Annotated in this window: 21 protein-coding genes; 5 read left to right on the top strand and 16 right to left on the bottom strand. The window is 71.0% G+C overall.

From position 1 onward, the window contains the following. Positions 1–16 precede the first annotated feature (16 nt). Entirely contained in the window at positions 17–700 is a 684-nt protein-coding gene (locus tag HLB44_RS20945; protein WP_173127127.1) for a helix-turn-helix transcriptional regulator, read from the top strand. A 9-nt stretch (positions 701–709) separates the two neighbouring features. Here the strand turns inward: HLB44_RS20945 and HLB44_RS20950 are convergent, their stop codons facing one another. The 6 genes from HLB44_RS20950 to HLB44_RS20975 all read right to left on the bottom strand — a co-directional run bounded on the left by HLB44_RS20950 (position 710) and on the right by HLB44_RS20975 (position 7,122). Continuing rightward, a complete protein-coding gene (locus tag HLB44_RS20950) occupies positions 710–1,249 on the bottom strand; it encodes an SRPBCC family protein (protein WP_173126413.1) in 540 nt (179 codons plus the stop codon). 33 nt (positions 1,250–1,282) lie between these two features. Then, entirely contained in the window at positions 1,283–2,482 is a 1,200-nt protein-coding gene (locus tag HLB44_RS20955) for a vWA domain-containing protein (protein ID WP_173126416.1), read from the bottom strand. Between the two features lie 15 nt (positions 2,483–2,497). Then, a complete protein-coding gene (locus tag HLB44_RS20960; RefSeq protein ID WP_173126419.1) occupies positions 2,498–3,406 on the bottom strand; it encodes an AAA family ATPase in 909 nt (302 codons plus the stop codon). A 62-nt stretch (positions 3,407–3,468) separates the two neighbouring features. Beyond that, complete coding sequence (locus HLB44_RS20965) at positions 3,469–4,257, bottom strand: FAD binding domain-containing protein (RefSeq protein ID WP_173126422.1); 789 nt, start codon at positions 4,255–4,257, stop codon at positions 3,469–3,471. Positions 4,258–4,277: 20 nt separating this feature from the next. After that, positions 4,278–6,638, bottom strand: coding sequence for a xanthine dehydrogenase family protein molybdopterin-binding subunit (locus tag HLB44_RS20970; protein WP_173126425.1), 2,361 nt, complete (start codon positions 6,636–6,638; stop codon positions 4,278–4,280). Positions 6,639–6,648: 10 nt separating this feature from the next. Continuing rightward, positions 6,649–7,122, bottom strand: coding sequence for a (2Fe-2S)-binding protein (locus HLB44_RS20975; RefSeq protein WP_173126430.1), 474 nt, complete (start codon positions 7,120–7,122; stop codon positions 6,649–6,651). 189 nt (positions 7,123–7,311) lie between these two features. On the opposite strand from HLB44_RS20975, the gene HLB44_RS20980 reads away from it, so the two are divergent. Together HLB44_RS20980 and HLB44_RS20985 are read left to right on the top strand one after the other, a co-directional pair. After that, positions 7,312–8,316 carry an XdhC family protein gene (locus HLB44_RS20980; protein WP_173126433.1) on the top strand — a complete coding sequence of 335 codons (1,005 nt, stop codon included), beginning with the start codon at positions 7,312–7,314 and terminating at the stop codon, positions 8,314–8,316. A gap of 90 nt (positions 8,317–8,406) precedes the next feature. After that, on the top strand, positions 8,407–9,705 hold the full coding sequence (locus HLB44_RS20985; protein ID WP_173126436.1) for a YncE family protein: 1,299 nt from the start codon (positions 8,407–8,409) through the stop codon (positions 9,703–9,705). 18 nt (positions 9,706–9,723) lie between these two features. Here the strand turns inward: HLB44_RS20985 and HLB44_RS20990 are convergent, their stop codons facing one another. Both HLB44_RS20990 and HLB44_RS20995 read right to left on the bottom strand, forming a co-directional pair. Continuing rightward, positions 9,724–12,081 (bottom strand): YncE family protein, encoded by a 2,358-nt coding sequence (locus tag HLB44_RS20990; RefSeq protein WP_173126439.1) that lies wholly within the window; start codon positions 12,079–12,081, stop codon positions 9,724–9,726. Positions 12,082–12,083: 2 nt separating this feature from the next. Beyond that, complete coding sequence (locus HLB44_RS20995) at positions 12,084–12,242, bottom strand: hypothetical protein (protein WP_173126443.1); 159 nt, start codon at positions 12,240–12,242, stop codon at positions 12,084–12,086. A 40-nt stretch (positions 12,243–12,282) separates the two neighbouring features. Here HLB44_RS20995 and HLB44_RS21000 point away from each other — a divergent pair, with 40 nt between their 5' ends. Continuing rightward, positions 12,283–12,630, top strand: a complete 348-nt coding sequence (locus HLB44_RS21000) for a hypothetical protein (protein ID WP_173126446.1) — start codon at positions 12,283–12,285, stop codon at positions 12,628–12,630. On the opposite strand, the gene HLB44_RS21005 is transcribed toward HLB44_RS21000, so the two are convergent. From HLB44_RS21005 to HLB44_RS21025, 5 genes are read right to left on the bottom strand one after another with little or no spacing between them, the layout of a single operon-like run. After that, positions 12,539–13,549: a YeeE/YedE thiosulfate transporter family protein gene (locus HLB44_RS21005; protein WP_246312374.1), complete on the bottom strand. Its 1,011-nt coding sequence runs from the start codon at positions 13,547–13,549 to the stop codon at positions 12,539–12,541. The genes HLB44_RS21000 and HLB44_RS21005 overlap by 92 nt on opposite strands. After that, entirely contained in the window at positions 13,549–14,637 is a 1,089-nt protein-coding gene (locus tag HLB44_RS21010; protein ID WP_343051467.1) for a patatin-like phospholipase family protein, read from the bottom strand. Before HLB44_RS21010 ends, HLB44_RS21005 begins: the two co-directional genes overlap by 1 nt. 56 nt (positions 14,638–14,693) lie before the next feature. Further along, a complete protein-coding gene (locus tag HLB44_RS37395; protein ID WP_173126452.1) occupies positions 14,694–15,170 on the bottom strand; it encodes a cupin domain-containing protein in 477 nt (158 codons plus the stop codon). A gap of 46 nt (positions 15,171–15,216) precedes the next feature. After that, positions 15,217–15,999, bottom strand: coding sequence for a 3-hydroxybutyrate dehydrogenase (locus HLB44_RS21020; RefSeq protein ID WP_173126455.1), 783 nt, complete (start codon positions 15,997–15,999; stop codon positions 15,217–15,219). A gap of 12 nt (positions 16,000–16,011) precedes the next feature. Further along, positions 16,012–17,325: an NAD(P)/FAD-dependent oxidoreductase gene (locus HLB44_RS21025; protein ID WP_173126458.1), complete on the bottom strand. Its 1,314-nt coding sequence runs from the start codon at positions 17,323–17,325 to the stop codon at positions 16,012–16,014. A 146-nt stretch (positions 17,326–17,471) separates the two neighbouring features. Between HLB44_RS21025 and HLB44_RS21030 the strand changes: the two genes are divergently transcribed. Next, positions 17,472–18,407 (top strand): LysR family transcriptional regulator, encoded by a 936-nt coding sequence (locus tag HLB44_RS21030; protein WP_173126461.1) that lies wholly within the window; start codon positions 17,472–17,474, stop codon positions 18,405–18,407. Here HLB44_RS21030 and HLB44_RS21035 read toward each other — a convergent pair. Genes HLB44_RS21035 through HLB44_RS21045 form a run of 3 tightly spaced genes read right to left on the bottom strand, consistent with a single transcriptional unit; the run spans position 18,377 to position 22,573 of the window. Beyond that, on the bottom strand, positions 18,377–19,951 hold the full coding sequence (locus tag HLB44_RS21035; protein ID WP_173126464.1) for a response regulator: 1,575 nt from the start codon (positions 19,949–19,951) through the stop codon (positions 18,377–18,379). The two genes, HLB44_RS21030 and HLB44_RS21035, sit on opposite strands and share 31 nt — an antisense overlap. A 5-nt stretch (positions 19,952–19,956) precedes the next feature. Next, positions 19,957–20,331 (bottom strand): response regulator, encoded by a 375-nt coding sequence (locus HLB44_RS21040; protein WP_173126467.1) that lies wholly within the window; start codon positions 20,329–20,331, stop codon positions 19,957–19,959. 4 nt (positions 20,332–20,335) lie between these two features. Further along, entirely contained in the window at positions 20,336–22,573 is a 2,238-nt protein-coding gene (locus HLB44_RS21045) for a hybrid sensor histidine kinase/response regulator (RefSeq protein ID WP_173126470.1), read from the bottom strand. Positions 22,574–22,578: the final 5 nt, after the last annotated feature.

Raw genomic sequence — 22,578 nt, forward strand, 5'->3', positions numbered from 1 at the left:
CCTCACCGCCGTCCCGATGCGTCGTGCCGATCGACTCTTTCAGCTGGTGCAACTGATCCGCGGCCGGCGCCTGTCGACCGCGGCCTTCCTGGCCGAGCGGCTGCAGGTCTCGCTGCGCACCGTGTACCGCGATGTCGCCGACCTGGCGGCGCAAGGGGTGCCGATCGAGGGCGAGGCGGGCGTCGGCTACCGCATGCGATCGGGTTTCGACCTGCCTCCGCTGATGTTCACCGCCGACGAAGCCAAGGCCCTGGTGGCCGCGGTGCGGCTGGCCCAGCCGCGCCTCGATGCAGCGCTGTCGCAGCAGGCGGACAGCGCCTTGTCGAAGATCCTGTCGGTGCTGCCGCCGGCCACCCGCGCAGCCGCCGAGAGCCTGGCGGTCTACGCGCCCTCGATGGGCCTGGACGAGGCCACGCGCAGCCGGCTCGAAGCCGCGCGCCTGGCCACCGAAGCGCGCCGCAAGCTGCGGCTGCGCTACGTCGACCTGAAGGACGCCGAGAGCGAGCGCACCGTGCGCCCGCTCGGCTGCTTCTTCTGGGGCCAGGTGTGGACGCTGGCCGCCTGGTGCGAAAGCCGCGACGGCTTTCGCAGTTTCCGCGTCGACCGCATCGCCGAGCTGCGAGTGCTCGACGAGCGCTTCCGCGACGAGCCGGGACAGACGCTGGCGGATCTGATCCGGGCCTTCGAGGCGGAGCGCTGACGCGCGCTCTCAAGCCGCCCCGAAGAGCCGCCGCAGCCAGGCGACGAAGCGCGCGAACCCGCCTTGCGCAGCCGCCGCCGGCGCCGGCTCCGGCGCCACCTGGTAGCGCTCCTGCAGCCGCAGATTGAAGGTCGCGAAGAAGTCGGCGGCCATCTTCTGCGCCGCCATGTCCACGAGCCGCGAGCCGATCTGCGCGATCTTGCCGCCGACTTGGGCGTTGGCGGTGTAGTGCAGGATCGTCTCGCGCGCGCTCACCGCTTCGAGCCGGATCTCGGCCGAGCCCTTGCCGTGGCCGGCGGCGCCGCCCTGGCCTTCGAAGCGCAGCGTGTACGAGGTCGGCGGCTGCAGGTTCTCCAGCTGCAGCTTGCCCTTGAACTTGGCCTTGACCGGGCCGATCGCGGCGGTGACGAGCGCCTCGTACTGGTTCGGGCCGGTCGGCGTGATGCTCTCGCAGCCGGGGATTGCGGCCTGCAGCAGCGTGATGTCGTTCAGCGCCTCCCAGGCCTGGGCCTGGCCGACGGGCAGCGATTGCTGGTTGGTCAGTTGCATAGGTGTTGTCGCGTCTTTTGAGGGTTATCGCCGTCAGTGCGGGCGGCGCGGCGGGGTGTCCATCTGCCGCAGCACCTGCACCAGCTCGGCCAGGCTCTGCAGATTGTGAGCCGGCAGGAAACGGTCGACGTGCGGCAGCATCGCCTTGATGCCGCCGGCGCGCGGCTCGAAGCGCTCGAAGCGCAGCAGCGGATTGAGCCAGATCAGCCGCCGGCAGCTCTTGTGCAGCCGCTCCATCTCGAAGCTCAAAGCGCGCGTATCGCCGTGCTCGAGGCCGTCGCTGATCAGCAGCACGGTGGCGCGGCTGGACAGCACGCGGCGCGCCCAGCGGCGGTTGAATTCCTGCAGGCTGGTGGTGATGCGCGTGCCGCCGGACCAGTCCTCGACCGCATGCACGACCTGCGCAATCGCCAGGTCGGGATCGCGGCGCTTCAGCAGCCGCGTCGTGCGCGTCAGCCGGGTGCCGAAGACGAAGCTCTCGACGCGCGCCTCGGCATGGCCGAGCGCATGCGCGAAGTGCAGCAGCATGCGCGAATAGCGGCTCATCGAGCCGGAGATGTCGGCCAGCACCGTCAGCGGCGCGGGCCGCAAACGCTGGCGGCGCCAGCGCATGTCCCACAGCTCGCCGCCGTGGCGCGCCATGGCTTGCAGCGTCGCGCGCCAGTCGGGCCGGCCCGGCGGGGCGGCGGGGCGGCTGCGGCGCGTGGGCAGCTGCTCGAACATCAGCGGCAGGTCGGTGAGCAACCGGCGCGCCTGCCGCCATTCCTCGCTGCTCATCGTGTCGAAGTCGGCCTTCTGCAGGAGCTCGCGGTCGTTCCAGGTCAGCGTCGCGTCGAGCTCGATCTGCTCGTCCTGCGCTTCGGCGGGTGGCGTCGGCGGCTGGTGCGGGAAGAGCGCATCGCCCAGGCGCCGGTTCTCCGGCGCCGGGGGCGCGCCGTCCTTGGCGCGCACTGTCGGCAACAGCAGCGCGCGCATGCGGCCGAGCAGGTCGGGATCGCGCCAGAACAGCACGAAGGCCTGGTCGAACAGCTCGCGGTGCTCGATGCGGTCGAGCAGGCAGGCGCTGAGCACCGCGTGGAAATCGCGCTTGCGCTCGAAGCCTGCCACCTGCAATGCCTGCAGCGCGAGCTGCACGCGGTCGGTGCCGACGGCCAGGCCCGCAGCGCGCAGCACGCGGGCGAAGTGCATGACGTTCTCGGCCAGGTGGCCGGGCGTCTTCTGCGCGATCAGCATCGCCGCCCTCGCGCGCTACACCGCCTGCACATCGCGCTTGACCTGCTCGAGCAGCCGCGCGGCCTCGCTGCCCTGCAGCTTGGCGATGTCGTCCTGGTACTTCAGCAGCACGCCCAGCGTGTGCTGGATGACCTCCGGGTCGAGCACCAGCGTGTCGAGCTCCATCAGCGCGCGCGCCCATTCGATCGTCTCGGCGATGCCGGGCAGCTTGTAGAGCTCGATCTCGCGCAGCTTCTGCACGAAGGCGACGATCTGCCGCGCCAGCGCGTCGGCGGCGCCCGGTACGCGGCGCTTGAGGATCTCCAGCTCCCGCGCAGCGTCCGGAAAGCCGACCCAGTGGTAGAGGCAGCGGCGCTTGACCGCGTCGTGGATCTCGCGCGTGCGGTTCGAGGTCAGCACGACGATCGGCGGCGTGATCGCCTTGACGGTGCCGAGCTCGGGAATCGTGATCTGGAAGTCCGACAGCACTTCGAGCAGGAAGGCTTCGAAGGGCTCGTCGGCGCGGTCGAGCTCGTCGATCAGCAGCACCGGCGCCACCGGGTTCGCCGGATCGATCGACTGCAGCAGCGCGCGCTTGGTCAGGAAGCGTTCGCTGAACAGCTCCGAGGCGAGGGCGTCGCGGCTCGTCGACGTTCCCTCTGCGAGACGGATCTCCATCATCTGCCGGCCGTAGTTCCATTCGTAGGCCGCGCCGGCGAGGTCCAGGCCCTCGTAGCACTGCAGGCGGATCAGCGGCCGGTTCAGGATCGCGGCCAGCGTGCGCGCGATCTCGGTCTTGCCGGTGCCGGGCTCCCCTTCGAGGAACAGCGGGCGCTGCAGCTTCAGCGCCAGGTAGACGACCGTCGCCAGCTGGCGGTCGGGCACGTAGTCATGGGCCAGCAGGCGGCTGGCGGTGTCGTCGATGCTGGTCGGGAGGTCGGTCACGGGCGCGTCCAAGAAAAAACGCCGCAGCGCGTGCGGCGTTTCGATGATGGCATGAGCCGTTGTTAGGTCGCCGCCACCGCTCTTTGCGCCAGCACCGGGATCAAGGCCGCGCGGTACTCGGCCGAGCCGTGCAGATCGGTGTTCAAGCCGTCCGGCGGGAAGCTCGCGCCTTGCAGCGCCGCGCCCGACCAGTTCGACGCCAGCTTGGCTTCGAGCTCCTTGGCGCGGAACACGCACGCACCGGCGCCGGTGACGGCCACGCGCACGCCCTGCGCGCCCTTGCTGACAAACACACCGACGATCGAGAACCGCGACGCCGGCTGCTTGAACTTCTGCCAGGCCGCCTTCTCGGGCACCGGGAAGCTGACCGCGGTGATGATCTCGCCTTCCTTCAGCGCGGTCTCGTACAGGCCGGTGAAGAAGGCGTCCGCGGCGATGGTGCGGGTATTGGTGTGGATCGTCGCGCCCAGACCCAGCACTGCGGCCGGATAACAGGCCGCCGGGTCGTTGTTGGCCAGGCTGCCGCCGATCGTGCCGCGGTTGCGCACCTGGCGATCGCCGATGTGGCTGGCCAGGTCCGCCAGCGCCGGAATCGCCTTGGCGACCTCGGCGCTCGCGGCGACCTGCGCATGCGTGGTCATCGCGCCGATCTTGACCACATTGCCGGACACCGTGATGCCCTTGAGCTCGGCGATCTGGCTCAGATCCACCAGGGCTTCAGGCGCCGCCAGGCCGAGCTTCATCGCCGGCAGCAGCGATTGGCCGCCGGCCAGGATCTTGGCATTGGCACCGGCCGCGGCCTTGGCGGCATCGGCCACCGAGGCGGGGTTCGAATAAGCGAAGGCTTGCATGTGTTTTCTCCTTCAGCGCATCAGCGATGCAGTGCGGTCTGTTGGGCCGCCTTCCAGACGTTGTACGGCGACGCCGGCATCGGCACGTCCTTGACGCCCAATGCATCGCAGATCGCGTTGATCACCGCCGGCGGCGAGCCGATGGCGCCCGCTTCACCGCAACCCTTGACGCCGAGCGGATTGTGGGTGCACGGCGTGCCCTTGGCCGTTTCGACGTTGAAGCTCGGCAGGTCGTCGGCGCGCGGCATCGCGTAGTCCATGAAGCTGCCCGACAGCAGCTGGCCGCTCTCGGTGTCGTAGACGCCGTGCTCGAGCAGCGCCTGGCCGATGCCCTGCGCCAGCCCGCCATGCACCTGGCCCTCGACGACCATCGGGTTGATGATGTTGCCGAAGTCGTCGCAGGCGGTGAAGCGGTCGATCTTGGTCGCGCCGGTGGCCGGATCGATCTCGACCTCGCAGATGTAGGTGCCCGCCGGGTAGGTGAAGTTGCTCGGGTCGTAGAACGCGTTCTCGTTCAGGCCCGGCTCGAGCTTGTCGTGCGGGAAGTTGTGCGGCACGTAGGCCGTCAGCGCGACCGAGCCGAAGGGCACCGCCTTGTCGGTGCCGGCGACCTTGAACTGCCCGCCCTCGAAGACGATGTCGGTGTCCGCCGCTTCGAGCAGGTGCGCGGCGATCTTCTTGCCCTTGGCGATGATCTTGTCCAGCGCCTTGACGATCGCGGTGCCGCCGACGGCGATCGAGCGGCTGCCGTAGGTGCCCATGCCGAACAGCACCTTGCCGGTGTCGCCGTGCTCGATGCTGATGTCGTCCATCGGCAGGCCGAGCTTGTCGGCGACGACCTGCGCGAAGGTGGTCTCGTGGCCCTGGCCGTGGCTGTGGCTGCCGGTGAAGATGGTGACCTTGCCGGTCGGATGGACGCGTACTTCACCGGCTTCGAACAGGCCCGCGCGGGCGCCCAGCGCGCCGGCCACCGACGACGGCGCGATGCCGCAGGCTTCGATGTACGCCGCATACCCGATGCCGCGCTTCAGCCCCTTCGCTTCGCTCGCCTTGCGGCGCGCCGCGAAGCCGCCGACATCGGCCATCTCGACCGCGCGGTTCATCGTCGCGAAGTAGTCGCCGGTGTCGTAGGTCAGGCCGACCGGCGATGCGTACGGGAACTCGGTGATGAAGTTGCGGCGGCGGATCTCGGCCGGATCGATCTTCATCTCGCGCGCCGCCGTCTCGACGATGCGTTCGAGCAGGTAGGTGGCCTCTGGGCGGCCGGCGCCGCGGTAGGCATCGACCGGCGCGGTGTTGCTGAACACCGCGGTCACCTCGCACCAGATCTTCGGCGTCTTGTACTGGCCGGCCAGCAGCGTGGCGTGCAGGATCGTCGGGATGCAGGTCGAGAAGGTCGAGAGATACGCACCGAGGTTGGCGGTGGTGTCGGCGCGCAGCGCGAGGAAGTTGCCGTCCTTGTCGAGCGCGAGCTTGGCGGTCGTGACGTGGTCGCGGCCGTGGGCGTCGGAGAGGAACGCTTCGCTGCGGTCGCAGGTCCACTTGATCGGCCGCTTGATCTGCTTCGAGGCGAAGACCAGCGCGGTTTCCTCGCCGTAGAGGTAGATCTTCGAGCCGAAGCCGCCGCCGACGTCGGGCGCGATGACGCGCATCTTGTGCTCGGGGATGCCGAGCACGAAGGCGCACATCAGCAGCCGCTCGACGTGCGGGTTCTGGTTGCTGACGTACAGCGTGTAGCTGTCGGCGTTGAAGTCGTAGGACGCATTCGCGGCGCGCGGCTCCATCGCGTTCGGGATCAGCCGGTTGTTGCGGAACGAGAGTGTGGTGACGTGGGCGGCGTTCTTGAAGGCGGCGTCGGTGCCGTCCTTGTCGCCGATGCCCCAGTGGTAGCAGACGTTGCCGTCGGCCTCGTCGTGCACCGTGGCGGCGGCGCCGGCGGCCTTCGCGGTGTCGATCACCGGCGTCAGCTCCTCGTACTCGACCTCGATCAGCGCGGCGGCGTCCTTGGCCTGCTCCAGCGACTCGGCGACGACCAGCGCGACGCGATCGCCGACATAACGGACCTTGCCGTCGGCCAGCACCGGGTGCTTGGGCTCCTTCATCGGCGTGCCGTCGAGGTTGTTGATCAACCAGCCGCAGGGCAGGCCGCCGACGGCCTTGAAGTGCTCGCCGGTGAAGATGCCGAGCACGCCGGGCGCCTGGGCGGCCTCCGCGGTGTCGAGCGCCTTGATGCGTGCATGCGCATACGGCGAGCGCAGGAAGTAGGCGTAGGTCTGGCCTTGCAGCGTGATGTCGTCGGTGTACTGGCCGCGGCCGGTCAGGAAGCGGGCGTCTTCACGGCGTTCGACCGATTGGCCGATGAAACCTTGGGGTGCGTTCATGTGCGCCTCCTCAACCCTTCATGGCCGCAGCACCCTGCTGCACGGCCTTGACGATGTTGTGATAACCGGTGCAGCGGCACAGGTTGCCTTCGAGCGCCTCGCGCACCTGGGCTTCGCTGTTGCAGCCGTGGTTCTTCACCAGGTCGACCGCGCTCATCACCATGCCCGGCGTGCAGAAGCCGCACTGCAGGCCGTGGCACGAGCGGAACGCGGCCTGCATCGGATGCAGCGTGCCGTCGGCGGCGGCCAGGCCCTCGATCGTCGTCAGCTCGCGGCCGGCGGCCTGCACTGCCAGCATCGAGCAGCTCTTCACCGCGCGGCCGTCGAGGTGCACCGTGCACGCGCCGCACTGCGTGGTGTCGCAGCCGACGTGCGTGCCGGTCAGGCGCAAGTCCTCGCGGATGAATTCGACCAGCAGCGTCTGCGGCTGCACTTCCCGGCTCACGGACTTGCCGTTGACCGTCAACGTGATCGTGGTGCCCATGCGGTCTGCTCCTCTGAAGTGGCGAAGCGCCGGGCTGGGGTCCTGCGGCGCTTCGATCGGCTGATCCTAGGACGGCGCCTCGCCGGGCGCACCAATGGGTAAACCCTGAAGCGGCGCGGGACAGTGCGGCGCCCCAGAATCCGGCACTCACCGGGGCGACCTACCGGAGCCCCACCACGCACAGCCGCAATGGACAACATCGACCTCAACATCTGGCGCCAGGTGGCGTTATGGAGCGCCGCCGGCCACCGCGTGGTGCTGGGCACGATCACGCGCACCTGGGGCTCCGCCCCACGGCCGCCGGGCTCCGCGGTGGCGATCCGCGACGACGGGCTGGTCGCCGGCTCGGTCTCCGGCGGCTGCATCGAGGACGACCTGGTCGACAAGGCGCGTGAAGGCGTGCTGGCCGAAGGCGTGCCGAAGGTCGTGCGCTACGGCATCGATGCCGACGCCGCGCACCGCTTCGGCCTGCCCTGCGGGGGCTTGATCGAGCTGGTGCTGGAGCCGGTGCTGCCGCGCACGCGGGTCGACGAGCTGCTCGATCGCCTGGCGCGCGGCGAACGCGCGCGGCGCGTGCTGACGCTGGCCAGCGGCGAGGTCGAGCTGCAGCCGGCGACCGAGACCGACGAGCTCGAACTGACCGACACCACGCTGACCACCCATCACGGCCCGCATTGGCGGCTGATCCTGATCGGCGCCGGCCAGATGACGCAGTACCTGGCACAGATGGCCACCGCGCTCGGTTACCAGGTGATCGTCAACGACCCGCGCGAGGAGTACGCCGAGGGTTTCGAGGTGCCCGGCGCGACGCTGCTGCGCACGATGCCCGACGACACCGTCACCGCCCTGAAGCCCGACGGCCACACCGCCGTCATCGCGCTGACGCATGACCCGAAGCTCGACGACCTGGCGCTGATGGAGGCGCTGGCCAGCGACGCGTTCTACGTCGGCGCGATCGGCTCGCGCGTGAACCAGGCCAAGCGCAAGGAGCGGCTGGCCGAACACTTCGGCATGACGCCCGAGCAGCTGGCGCGGCTGCACGGGCCGGTGGGCCTGAAGAACGGCGCCCGCACGCCGCCGGAGATCGCGGTGAGCATCCTCGCTGAGCTGACCGCGGTGCGCTACGGCTACCGGATTCCGGAGCCGGTGGTGGTCAAGGGCGCGGCGGCGGTCGAGGCGGGTTGCGTCAGTTGAGCGCAAATCCGCCGGTCAGGGCATCCGGCGCGCTTCCCACCCACCGGCGAGCACCGAGAATCCGGCCCGGTTGAACCGGGGGACTCCAGGATGAAGTGCATCGCGAGCGGCCTGCTGATGGCCGCGTGCTGCATGCTGGCCGCATGCGGCGGCGGGCAAGCGGAGGCGACGAGCGAGCGTCGCGTCACGGCGCAGGCGCTGCGCGCGGACGCTGCCGAAGCGCCGCCCCCGGTCTCGCCCGCAGAAGCCGCGCGCCAGTTGATGGACTTTGGCGAGACGGCGTATCCGGAGCTCTTTTCGTCGCACCCGGCGACGCAGGTCGCCGCGCCATTTGTCTTCCGTCACTACCCGCAGACCGGCACGTACCTCGGCGTGGCGCTGAACGAAGGTGCAGCGTTCATGGACAACGGTGTCTACGTCATGGGCGGCGCCTTCGGACCCGTTCCGCTTTTCGTCGGCAGGCTCGGCCAGTTCGTTGTCCCGCGGCCGTGGCGGCAGACCATCGATCTGCTGAACAACGCCGTCATCGCCGACCCCGTGCGCGCCGTCTATTACGCCAGCGTCCCCAGCAATACATTGGGCGAGGTCGGGCGCCTGGCGGTCATCGATTCGGCCACCGGGCAGTACACGCTTTCCGCCCCGATCGGGGTGGATCCCGGTGCCTTGGCGATGTCGCCTGACGGCGCATGGCTTTACCTCGCGCTTGGCGGCAGCCAGGAGCTGGTTCGCCTGTCACTGCCGGACATGGCCGTCTCCCGGCGCACGAAGTTGCCCGGGGCGGCGAGTTCGATCGCGGTGTCGCCGACCGAGAGCGGGGTGGTCGCTATGTCGATCGGTGGCATGGCCGTGCTTCTGCGCGACATGGTCGTCCAGCCGAAGCGGGCCTACGCCGGCGACCCGATCTCGTTCGACGCCACCGGCGCCTACGTCTTCGGCATCAACACCAACACCTCGGCGTGGCCTTTGCACCGCAACCAGGTCGCGAGCGATGGCCTGTTGCAAGCCGGAGAGGCCTCTGCGGCCACGGGCGCCTACTGGCATGCCGTCGGTCACGCCGGCTCGCGAATCATCGCGCGCAACCGGCTCTGGAATGCCGCCGATCTGAGTCTCCATGGTGTTGTCGAGATGGCTGGCGAGTGTCTCGCCCGCAGCAGCGGCCGACTCATCTGCGTCAAGACGGATGATTGGTTCGATCAGCCCCGACGCATCGTGATCGTCGACGCGGAGACACTGGCGCTGCGGGATCAACTGGCACTGCCGAACGACGCGCGGGAGGGCCGCCCGGTGCTCGGGCCGGGCGCGGGACTCGCCTTTCGCACCGGCTTCTCGCATCCGACCTGGCCCACCGCGCCGCGCATCGTGCTGATGCGCGACGAGCTGCTGCGCTGATCTACCGGCGGGGGCGCCTCATCGCAAGGCGTCGTTGCGCAGCAGCACCAGGCCGGCGGCCGCCTCGGCGCGGGGACTGCTGAAGCCTTCGCGCAGCGCGACCGAGTTGCCGGGGCCGATCACCAGGCGAGCCGCGTCGGCGTCGAACGGCGCCGCAAGCTCGGCCTGCACCGCCAGCGAGGGCACTGCGACCGCCAGCAGTCGTGGGCTGGCCTGACCGCGCGTCAGGCACAGGAGCTTGCTGCCGTTGCGCGGCAGGCACTCCGCGTCCACGGCCAGCGTGCCCTGCAGGCTCAGGTCGGCGCGCTTCCACAACTTGTTGCGGGCAATCAGGTAGCTGCCGACGCTGTCGAAGGCGTGCCAGTGGTAGCCGGTCGCAGCGGAGCTGCGCGGGAAGCGCTCGACGAGGTCGTAGCCGACGAGCTCGATGCGACCCAGCGCGAAGCCCGAGCCTTGGTTCTCGAGGCCGTAGAGCCAGGCGCCATCGGCGCTGAACGCGAACTGGTCGTAGTCGTTGCCGCCGCTGGTGCGCGTCAGCAAGGCCATGTCCCCGATCAGCAGCAACCGCTCCGGCGCGTGCATGCCGACCTCGAGCCCGCGCAGCGAAACGGCCAGCAGCCCCGGCCAGGTGGGCGACGCCGCCATGCTCTGGACCAGCAGCGGCGACAAGTGGAATGTGTCGCGCGGCAGGCGCAAGCGTGCGAGCTCCTTCATGCCGGGCAGCGCCAGGCGCAGCAGCTCGGCGCTGCCGTCGAGCGCGACGTACAGCGACTTGCCATCGGAGGCCAGCGCCAGCGCCCCGGGCTCCGAGCCGACGATCGCCGAGAAGCTGATCTTTCCCGTCGTGGCGTCGATGCTGGCGATGCGGTTGCCGTTGCCCGGCACGCTGCCCGGCACGCTGGCGTAGTACACGCCGCGCGCCGGATCGGCGATCAGCGCGGTGTTCGGCAGGGCCACGCGCAGCGTGCCGTCGGGTCCGGTGACGGCTGGGATGTCGATGATCGGCAGTGTCGCCGCGCCGACCTCGGCGCCCAGCATCTCGTCGCGCAGCAGCGTGATGCGCGTGGCCGACCGCGCGGCGGCCTCGGCGAAGCCGGATCGCCAGGCGACATGGCCGCCGGGGCCCAGCAGCATGCGGCCGCTGTCCGCATCCAGCGGCGCGGCGAGCTGGCCGCGGATGGTCAGCGTCGCTAGATCGACGCTGACCATGCGCGGTGCCGCCGCGTCGCCGTAGGCGTGGCACAGCAGGGTGCTCGCGTTGCGCGGCAGGCATTCGGCGTCGAAGCCGACGACGCCACGCAGCGACAGGTCGTGGGCGTTCCACAGCCGCCGGCGCGTGACGATCGTGTCGCCCGCGAGGCCGATCGTGTGCTCGAACATCCCGCTGCCCGTCGCCACCTCCGAATGCCGTGTCAGGCCGTCGGCCCCGACGTCGAAGCGCCCCAGCGTGTAGCCGCTGCTTCGCGTGTCGAGTCCGAAGAGTCGTTGCCCGTCGGGTGCGAAGATCAACTGGTTGCCGTCCTCGGGGTAGGCGCGGCGCGCCTGGATCACCATCTCGCGCACCAGGACGACGCCACCGGCCGACGTTTGCGGGCTGCGCAGCGAGACGGCGATCACACCCGCGGCGGCCGGCGATGCCGCGATCCGGTCGGCGAGCATCTGCGCGCTGTCGGCGAAGTACGGGTCGGACTTCGGCAGCCGCACGCGGGCGAGCTCCTGCAACCCGGGCAGTGCCAGGCGCAGCACGTCGCCGCTGCCGTCCAGCCCGACGTACAGCGAGCGGCCGTCGGCGGCCAGTGCCAGCGCGCCGGGCTCCTGCCCCACGACGGCCGAGTAGCTGATGCTGCCCGACTCGGCGTCGATCGTCGCGATGCGGTTTCCGTGGCCGCTGACGCTCGCCGCAACGCTGGCGTAGTAGACGCCGCGCGCCGGATCCGCGATCAATGCGTTGTGCACGAGGTCCAGCGTGCGCAGCTGGCGTTTCGGCGCGACGAAGCTGCTCGCCAGGCCCATGAACTGCGGCTGGGCGCCCGGCGCGCTGCTCAGCAGGTAGACGCCGCCGGCGCGATAGCCCGCCTCGTCGTGCAGCGCGACACCCAGGTACAGCCCGGTCTCGGGGTAGTGGCGAAACGCGAACGGCGAGAACCACTGCATCGGCGCTTGGCCGGGAAAGGCGTCCGGGTAACGGGTCTGCGCGAAGTCCAGCAACTGGCGCGCCGCTTCGGCGGTCGACACCATCGGCAGCGACGGGGCGGTGGCGGCAAGCGCGCGCTGCGCGGCCCTGGGCTGCCGGGTCGGTGCATCGTCACCGCCTCCGCAGGCGGTCAGCAGCAAGCACGTGGAAAGAACCCAGGAGGACAGCCAGCGCATCGTCATCGTCACCGCTCGATTGCAAGCACGCTGTCGCGCGCCAAAAAAGCGGCGATTGTCGATGCGCGGCGGGTCACGCGCCCGTGCGCGCGCCCCCGCACCCGAGGGGCCGGGCGCAGGGCGGCGCAGCCCAGCGGGACGGAGGCGTCCGGATCGGTGATCGACATGCGCCTGTGCCGCTCGGCCTTCTGGGGTACAAGCACCGGCATGTCCGACGACTACCAGATCCCGATCCCGCCGTCCTTCCACGCGCTGCACAGCGACCCGCGCGGCCGCCTGACGCTGCCGCTGGCCGAGTTCCGCACGCGCTACGAGCTGTGCGAGGACATGGCGCAACAGCTCGTCGAGCGGGCGCAGGCGGCGCACCACGACATCGGCCTGGCCGAGGACGAGGTGCTCGCGCGCTGCCACGCGGGCGTCGGCGAGCCCGAGGTCGGCTTGTCGGCCGACGAAGCGGCCTGGGTCACGCTGCGCCTGGCGGAGCTGCTCGGCTGGCCGTTTCCGGACTGGCTGCCGCCGCCCACCGCTGCCGGGCGGCCATCGCCACCGCGATGACCAGCACCATCATCGCGAACGCCGCCCACGCATAGGGCCAGCCGAGCGGCATGCCGGCCAGGATCAGCCCGTCGTTGCCGCCGGGAATCAGCAGGCTGCCCCAGCCCATCAACAGGCCGCCGGCGACGCAGCGCGCCCAGTCCCGTGCCGGCGGCCAGCCGCGGCGCCAGCGGCCGGCACCACCGGCCAGCGCCCCCGCGAGTAGGCAAGCGAACAGGCCGACCCGGGCCGGCACGCTGTGCGCCATGCCGTGCGCCAGCTCGGCCAGCAGGTCGGTGTAGGCCCAAGGTCCGGCCAGCAGCAGCAGCGCCAGGAAGCTCAGGCCGATCACCGTCGTCGCGGCCCGCGGCGTCCAGGCGCCACCCAGGCGCTGGCGCGCAGGCGCTGCCGCGCGCTGGTGTGCGTGGCGCAGCGCTGCGACCACGCGCCACAGCGCCCACGCGCCGGCGAGCGCGAGCAGCCCCGAGGCCGGCGCAGCGAGCGCCGGCGGCGTCTCGGCCAGCGGCGCCGGCGCCATCGCCGCGAACAGCGGCTCGACGCTCAGGCAACCGGCGAAGAAGCCGAGCGGCGTCGCCAGGTACGCCCATTCGCCGTTGCCGAAGCGCGCGATCGCGCCGAACACGCAGGCCCGGTTGACGAAGGCGCCCAGGCCGAGCAGCGCCGCACCGGCGAAGGTCCAGCCCGACAGCGGGTAGCCGGCGGGCAGCCGCGGCAGTACGCCGAACGCACGGGCGATCAGCAACCCGGCGCCGACCCACAGCGCCGCCTCGGCCAGCGCCGCCAGCCGCGTCGCGCGGCGCTCGCGCAGCCATTCGTCGACAGCCGCCACGGTGCAGGTCGCGCCGCGCTGGATCGCCAGCCCCATCAGCGCCGCGCAGGCGGCTGCCGCGGCGCCCGCCGCGATGGCCGGGGCGTCCATCATTCGTGGACGATCACGCCCTCGATCGGATCCACCGGCGCCTGCCAGGGCGCGCGCTCGATCATCCGCCGCGCATCGGCGAAACCGGCCTCGCGGCGCGCGCGCACGCCGGCGGCGCTGAAGTCGATGTCCTTGGTGTGGTCCTCGCCCTCCAGTCGCGGCGCGACCAGGTGCGCCACGTGCATCGTCGTGCCGCAGCCCCAGCTCGCCAGCTCCTTGACCGCCGTGTCGGCCTGCCGGGACGCCGGCAGCTGCTTGACCAGCTCGCGGATCACGTGGCGCAGCCGGTGGATCTGCTGCTGGCGGGCGATGTGGCTGTCGGCGCGGCTGGCGTACTGGATGTCCTTGTGCCGGCCCATCACCTGCCAGATCGATTCCGGCTCCGGGCCGGTCTGGTGCCACACGTTGACCGCGAAGATCAGCGAGTCGCGGCGCGGCTTGTCGTCGAGCACCGCTTCGATCGGCGTGTTCGAGTAGATGCCGCCGTCCCAGTACGGCTGGCCATCGATGCGCACCGCCGGAAAAGCCGGCGGCAGCGCGCCGGAGGCCATCACGTGCTCCAGCCCGAGCGGCTCGTCGCGGCTGTCGAAGTAGCGCATCCTGCCGCTGCAGGCATTGACCGCGCCGACGGTCAGCCGCGTCTTGCAGGCCCGCACGTAGTCGAAGTCGACCAGCTCGGCGAGCGTGCGGCGCAGCGGCTCGGTGCTGTAGTAGGCGGCGTGCTCGACGCCCAGCGCCGCCTGTGCGCCGCGCAGCGCAGCGCCGTTGGGCTCGAAGAAGGCCGGGATGCCGCGCATCACCGTCGTCATGTTGGCCAGCAGGTTACCCATGCCGAGCCAGTCGAACGGCCCGGCGAGCAGCGACTGCCGTTCGACGTGGTTCCAGAACAGCCGCAGCTTGGAGACCCGCTCGGCCGGCGGATTGCCGGTGATCAGCGCGGCGTTGATCGCGCCGATCGACGTGCCGATGACCCAGTCCGGCTCGATGCCGGCCTCGTGCATCGCCTCGTAGACGCCGACCTGGTAGGCGCCGAGCGCGCCGCCGCCCTGCAGCACCAGCACGACCTGGCCGGGCGGCGTGTTCGGCACGCCGGCCGGGCGCCAGCCCGCCGCCGCTTTGGTGGTGAGCGGTTGCGGGCTGGTTTTCACATCTGCTCCATCATCGTGTCGGGCTTCTTGTCGTTGACGATGTCGGCGATCGTCAGGTGCACCGGCTGGCTGCCCGAGTTTTTCCACCAATGCTGCGTGCCGAGCGCTTCGCGCGCGATGTCCCCGGCCCGGTGCAGGATCGGCACCGCGCATTTGCTCGAATGTTCGTGGATTTCGCCGGCCGTGACCATGATCAGCGCCGGACGATCGGCATGGCTGTGCAGCGGCACGACGCCGCCGGGCTGGATCACCATGTGGCGCATGCGCAGCCGGCGCTGGTTCAGCTTGACGTTCTCCCTGGCGAGGTCGATCGACGCCAGCTCGGTATCGGTGACGCCCATCGGTGCGGTGGCGGCACCGTTCAGCGGGTTGGGCGCTAGCTTGTCGGCCGGGCATTCGCCGGCCGACGCGCCGGACAGCAGCGCGCTGAAGAGCATGGCGCCGGTGGCGCAGCGCAAGAGGTGATGAGACATGGCAACTCCCTGGTGAGTGGGTGGGTGGGGGGATGGGGGGGTGGGATCACTGGGCCGTCCAGCCGCCTTCGATCGGCAGGATGGCGCCGGTGATCGATGCGGCATCGTCGGAGCACAGGAACGCGGTCAACGCGGCCACTTGCTCGACGGTGACGAACCTCTTCGTCGGCTGCGCGGCCAGCAGCACGTCGCGGATGACTTCCTGCTGCGTGATGCCGCGTGCCTTCGCGGTGTCGGGGATCTGCTGTTCGACCAGCGGCGTCAGCACGTAGCCGGGGCAGACGGCGTTGACGGTGATGCCGGCCTCGGCCACCTCCAGCGCCACGGTCTTCGTGAAGCCGGCGACGCCGTGCTTGGCCGTCACGTAGGCCGACTTGTACTTGCTGGCCACGAGCGCATGCGCCGAGGCGACGTTGACGATGCGGCCGAAGCCCCGGTGCTTCATCGCCGGCAGCGCCAGCCGCACCGTGTGGAAGGTCGCCGACAGGTTGATGGCCAGGATCGCGTACCACTTGTCGACCGGGAACTCGTCGACCGGCGCCACGTGCTGGATGCCGGCGTTGTTGACCAGCAGGTCGATGCAGCCGAACTCGGCGAGCGCCTTGCCCATCATGTCTTCGACGGCTTCGGGCCGGCTCATGTCGGCGCCGTCGTGGCGCACCTGCACGCCGTGAGTTTCCGCGAGCTCGGCGCGTAGCCGCTCGATCGCCGCGGACTCGCCGAAGCCGTTGAGCACGACGTTGGCGCCCTGCGCGGCCAGCGTACGGGCGATGCCCAGGCCGATACCCGAGGTAGAGCCGGTGACCAGTGCGGTCTTGCCGATGAACATGGTGAAGGACTCCTAGCGTTGAAAAGGAGCGGCCGACGGGGCTTCTGCCGCCGCGTCGGCCGTGCGCGTGAAGCGCAGGTGGGTGATGTCGAGCGGGAAGACCAGGCCCCAGGTCCATTCGACCCAGATGCGCAGCTTGCGGCCGAGCGTCGGCATGCGCAGCAGGTAGACCGCGCGCCACAGCAGCCAGGCCGGCAGGCCGGCCAGCGGCAGGCGGCCGAGCAGCGCCACGCCCTTCAGGTGCCCGGTGGTGGCCATCATTGCCTTGGAGCGGTGGCCGAAGGCGCGCGTGGGCGTGCCGGCGATGCGGGCCAGCAGGTTGTCGGCCAGCCGCTGCGCTTGCGCCACCGCGAACTGCGCGGTCGGTGGGCAGGGCTTGCCGCCGTCGGCGGCGTTCGGCAGCGCGGCGCAATCGCCGATCGCCCACAGCCCGGGCACGCCGGGCACCGAGGCATCGGGCGCCACGCGCAGCCGGCCGCGCTCGCTCGGCAGGCCGAGCGTCTCGGCCAGCGCCTGCGCCCGCGTACCGATGGTGCAGACCACGGTGCGCGTCGCCAGCCGCGTGCCATCGGCCAGCTCGACCGCCTCGGCCTCGACGCGCGCGGCGCGGGCGCCCAGGCGCACGTCGATGCCGCGGCGGCGCAGCGAGCGCGCCGCTGCGTCGCCCAGGCGCGCCGGCAGCTCCGGCAGCAGCCGCGCGCCGTCGTGCAGCAAGGTGACGCTGAGCTCCCCTGCCTGCACCCGCGGGTAGTAGCGGCGCGCGCTGCGCAGGAAGTCGGCCAGCGAGCCGGCGACCTCGACGCCCGAAAAGCCGCCGCCGACGATCACGAAGCGGCCGAGCGCCGCACGTTGCGCCGCGTCGCCGGTCAGCTCGATGGCCGCCAGGCGCTGCAGCACGCGGTTGCGGATATGCAGCGCGTCGCCGACCAGCTTCAGCGGCAGCGCATGCTCGGCCAGCCCGGGGAGCAGCGCCAGGTTGGCGCGCTGGCCGATCGCCAGCACCAGGTGTTCGTAGCCGATCTCGCGCGGGCCGGCCAGCGTGTCGCAGCGCAGGCGCCGCGCGGCGCTGTCGACCTGGCCGATGCGGCCCATCACGAAGCGCACCGTCGCCGGCGCATGCTGCAGCAGCGCACGGATCGGCACGATCACGTGCTCCGGGAACACCGCCGCGCCGACCACCTCGGCCAGCATCGGATTGAAGGTCGTGTAGCTCTCTTCGCTGATCACCAGCAGCTGCCAGCCAGCGGGCAGGCGCGGTGCCAGCTGCTGCGCCAGCGTCGTGCCGGCGAAGCCGCCGCCGGCGATCACGAGGGTTCGAGGCTGCATGGGTCGGGTCAGTGGGAAGGGTGGATGGCTGCGAAGCGTAGGCAGCCCGGCGCGCGCCGTGAAATCGCTTCGGCGCATCGGCCGATGCGCGGCGGTTATCGAAGCCGCTGTAAGGAATCGCGCCGCCGCCGCGACCGACTCCGGCGATGGAGCTCTACCAGATCCGATATTTCCTGGCGGTCGCCGAAACGCTGAACTTCACGCGCGCTTCGGAGCGCTCGTACGTCAGCCAGCCGGCGTTGACGAAGGCGATCCAGCGCCTCGAAGAGGCGATCGGCGGGCGGCTGTTCGACCGCGGCAAGAGCGTGGTGCAGCTGACCGAGCTCGGCCACGCCATGCTGCCGAACTTCCGACGCATCTACGACAGTGCCTTGCAGGCGCGCGAGCAGGCGCGGCGGCTGACCAGCGCGCAAAAGGATGCGGTGCGTGTCGGCGTGATGTGCACGATCGCCTTCGAGCAGGTGCTGCCCGGATTCGCCGCGGTGCTGGAAGGGCGCATCGCCGTGGCGCTGAACTTCCGCGAAGGCAACCTCGAAGCCTTGACCGATGCGCTCGACCGCGGCGACATCGAGCTCGGCCTGATGTGCTCGCCGCACGAGACGCCGCGCCGCTTCGAGGCGCTGCCGCTGTTCGATGAGGACTACGTGATCGCCTTCGGCGACGATCATCGTTTCAACGGCCGCACGCAGATCGAGACCGCCGAGCTGCACCGCGAGCACTACTGCGAGCGCACCTTCTGCGAGTTTTCGCACTACATCGAGCGCCTGCTCGACGCGCGCGGCGTCGAGCTGCAGGTGGTGCAGCAATCGCACCGCGAGGACTGGATCCAGGCCTTCGTGCGCGCCAACTTCGGCATCGCGTTCATGCCGCACTCGCTGGCCCGGTCCGCCGGGCTGGCGCATGCGCGCACCGTCGATTGCCCGATCGTGAGGCAGGTGAAACTGCTGCGGCTGGCCGAGCGGCCGCCGACGCCGGCGCAGCAGGCGGTGATCGACGCGCTGCGCGGCTACCGGTGGCCGGCGGCCGACGCCGCGTGCGTGCCGGCGCCGCCTCAGCCGGCCTTCAACGCCAGCAACTCGTAAACCGGCGCCGGCCGCGCGAAGCCCTTCAGCGCCATCTCGCCGACCGGGGCGACCTCGGCGAAGCCAGCGGCCTGCGTGGCGACGCGCCGCGACAGCAGCACCTGGCCGGCGCGCGCTTCACCGCACAGGCGCGCCGCCAGGTTCGTCACCGAGCCGATCGCGCCATAGTCCCAGCGGCCTTCGAAGCCGATCGCGCCGATCGTCGCGTAGCCCTGGGCGATGCCCAGGCCGAGGTCCAGCTCGTGGCCCTGCTGGCGCCAGCGCTGCACCAGCGGCGCCACGCGCTCGCGCATCGCCTGGGCCATGCGCAGCGCACGCTCGACCGGGTTGGCCACCGGCACCGGATCGTTGAAGAAGACCATCATGCCGTCGCCGGTGAAGCGCTCCAGCGTGCCTTCGTGCGCCATCACCAGCGCGCCCATCTCGGCGTGGTACTCGCGCAGCACACCCATCACGTCCTCGGGCTCGGCGACCTCGGCGAACGCGGTGAAGCCGCGCAGGTCGAGGAAGCAGACGGTGACCTCGCGCCGGTGCGACTTCAGCGGGTCGTCGGCGCCGCCCTGCACGATCGCCTCGGCCAGCGGCGGCGAGAAGAAGCGCTTCAGCCGGCCCAGCCGGTCGAGCAGCGCGACTTGCTCGGCCACGCGCGCTTCGAGCGCCTGGTTCCACTCGGCCAGCGCGCGCAGGTGCTGGGCCTCGCGGTCGCGCAGCCGCTTGCGCTCCAGCGCCGCGCCGGCGCGCGCGCGCAGCACCACCGGGTCGAAGGGCTTCGGCAGGAAGTCCTCGGCGCCGCCTTCGAGGCAGCGCGCGACGCTGGGCGCCTCGTCGTAGGCCGAGATCATCAGCACCGGCAGCCCCTGCAGCGCCGCATCGGCCTTCAGCTGCGCCAGCACCTCGATGCCGCTGATGCCCGGCATCATGATGTCCAGCAGCACCAGGTCCGGCGGCGGCTGCGCGCCCGGCGTGCGCAGCAGCGCGAGCGCCTCGGCGCCGCCGGCGGCGAACAGCGTGCGGTGGCCGTCGCGCGCGAGCCAGCGGCCGAGGATCTCGCGGTTGGCCGCGTCGTCGTCGACGACGAGGATGCAACCCGCGGCGGGCGGCGGGTGGTCCGCCGGCCGGGGCGCGGGCGCCGCCACCGCCGCGCGCTCGGCGCGCGGCGGCGGGACGAGGCCCCCTTCGAGCAGGCGCTGCAACTGCGCCGCTGCCGAGGCGATGTGGTCCAGGTCCTGGCGCAGCGTCGGCGGGCCGGCCGGCGGCTGCAGGCCGCGCAGCGCCTGCAGCTCGCCGGCGATCGCGTGCAGCGGCGGCGCGAGCCCGGCCACCAGCGTCGCGGCGTCCGGCGCGGCGGCGTCCTCGGGCGTGACCAGCAGGCTCGCGATGCGCGTGAGCAATAACTTTGCATTGGAGCGTATGCGCTGCAGTGCGGAGGCCAGCGGCTGCGGCTCCAGGTCCTCCAGCAGCATTTCGCTGTAGCCGATGACATGGTTCAGCGGCGTGCGCAGCTCGTGCCGCAGGTGCGCCAGCCAGGCGGTGTCGTGGTGCATCGGAGTCAACCCGCGGGCAGCGCCAGCAGCGCCTCGATCTTGGCCAGCAGGCGCGGCAGCTCGACCGGCTTGGTGTCGAAGTCGTCGCACCCGGCGGCGAGCGCCAGGTCGCGGTCGCGTGCCATCGCATGCGCGGTCAGCGCGATGACGGGCAGCCTGCGCGTCGCGGCGGCGGCCTTCAGCCGCCGGGTCGCTTCCAGGCCGTCGATGCCGGGCAGGCTCAGGTCCATCAGCACCAGGTCCGGCGCCTCGCGCGCGGCCAGCGCCAGCCCCTGCTCGGCGTCGATCGCCAGCAGCACCTGGTAGCCCTTGCGTTCGAGGCGGCGCGACAGCATGTCGCGGTTCATCTCGTTGTCCTCGACGAGCAGGATGCGCACCATGGGTTCATTCTCCAGCGGGGCGGGCCAGCAGCGTCGCGACGAGGGCGCGCACGTCGGCGAGCAGCCCGTCGTGACCGATGCCGCGCTTTTCGAGCACGCGCACGACCGAGCCGTTCAGGCGCTGGCGGTCGGCCGCGGTCATGTCCTTCGCGGTGATGATCAGCACCGGGATCGTGTGCGCCGGGTCGTGCTGGCGCAGCTGCGCGACGAATTCGAAACCATCGACCTCGGGCATCAGCAGGTCGAGCAGGATCGCCCCGGGGCGCACGGTGTGCAGCAGCTGCAGCGCGACGCGGCCGTTTTCGGCCTCGACCACCGCATGGCCTTCGGCTTCGAGGATGCGGCGCAGCATCGTGCGCATCGCCGCGTCGTCGTCGACGACCAGCACCGGCTTGCCGTGGTGGTGGCGCGCCAGTGCCGCGAGCAGCCGCTGGCGGTCCACCGGCTTGGTGAGGTAGTCCGCCGCCCCGAGCGCATAACCCGTCTTTCGATCGTCCAGCATGCTGATGATGATCACCGGGATGCCGGCGAGGCGCGGGTTGGCCGCCAGTCGCCCCAGCACCTCCCAGCCGTCGGTGTGCGGCATCTTGATGTCCAGCGTGATCAGGTCGGGGCGGAAAGCGTCGGCCATCTGCAGCGCCTGGTCGCCGTCGGCGGCGGTCAGCACGGCGAAACCTTCGCGCTGCAGCACGCGCTGGAGCAGCTCGCGCACGCCCGGGTCGTCGTCGACGATCAGCACCGTGCCGGCCGATGGGGAGGCGTCGGGCGCGGCGGTGGCGGCGAGCGCCGAGGTGGTCGTGTCCTGCGAAGGCACCCCGGCGTCGAGCACCGGCGCCGCGATGCCGACCTCGACGCGCGCCGTGAATCGGCTGCCCCGCCCGGGCTCGCTGTACACCGCGACATCGCCGCCCATCATCCTGCAGATGCGGCGGCACAGCGCCAGCCCGAGCCCGGTGCCGCCGTACCGCTGCGCGGTGCGTGGATCGGCCTGGCTGAAGGGCTGGAACAGGCGGCCGATCTGCTCGGCCGTCATGCCGATCCCGGTGTCGACGACCACGATGCGCAGCACCGCGCCGGTGGCCGTCGGCGGCTCGAGCGCCAGCTCCAGCCGGACGCCGCCGGCCTCGGTGAACTTGTGGGCGTTGGCCAGCAGGTTCAGCACCACCTGGCGGATCTTGGCCTTGTCGCCGTGCAGGCGATCGACGGCGGCGTCGAGGCGGATGTCGAAGCCGTTGTGGTTTCGCGCGGCCAGCGGCTGGACCACGGCGTGGACCTCGGCGGCCAGCGTGCGCAGGCTGAACCACTCGGCGTACAGCTCCATCTTGCCGGCTTCGATCTTCGACAGGTCGAGCACCGAATTGATCATCTCCAGCAGTTGCTTGCCGGCGGCGTTGATCTTGCGCAGGTCCGGCACCAGCGCGGCGGCGTTCAGTCCGGCGGCGTCGTCCTGCAGCATCTCGCTGTAGCCGATGATCGCGTTCAGCGGCGTGCGCAGCTCGTGCGACATGCTGGCCAGGAACTCGGATTTGTGGCGGCTGGCCTGCTCCAGCACTTGCGTTCGCTCGCGCACGCGCTGCTCGGTCAGCGCCTCGTTCAGGTCGCGGTTCTCGAAGCGCATCAGCAGCGCATGCACCAGCATGTCGCGGGTCTTGTGCGCGAACGCCAGCATCATCGCCAGCACGATCGCCGCGGCCAGCGCCGCGAGCCACGCCAGCGGCGTCGGCTGCAGCAACGCCGAGACGATGAACATCAGCGCGATCGGCACGTTCAGCACATAGGTCACCGGCGGGTAGCTCGCGCTGCCCATCGAGAAGCTCACCATCAGCGCCATCACGACACACAGCAGCACGGCCACGCGCTCTGCCTCGGGTCCCATGTACGTCAGGCTCAGCGAGCCCCAGGCAACGCTGGTCGTCAGGCCCATCGCGAGGACCGTGCGCGCGTAGCGCCTGCGTGAGGCGGGGTCCAGACGCGCCACGACCGGCCGCAGCGGCGGCAGCAGCAGCTGCAGGGCCAGCACCGAAGCGATCACCGATGCGTGCAGCCAGTACGACGGCGGCGGCCACAGCATCGGAAACAGCGCGAATCCGACCACTACGAGACCGGCGATCCCGGTGGCCACGCCCAGCCGCGCGTTGCGGTCCAGCAGCTCGATGCACTCCGTGAAGACCTCGGCGTCGCGCGCCGAGGAGCCCGGCTCCAGCACGGCCGATCGGGGGGGCGCAGAGGAGAATGACCACATGGCGC

This window comes from Pseudaquabacterium terrae (assembly GCF_013266755.1).
Taxonomy (GTDB): Bacteria; Pseudomonadota; Gammaproteobacteria; order Burkholderiales; family Burkholderiaceae_C; genus Pseudaquabacterium; species Pseudaquabacterium terrae.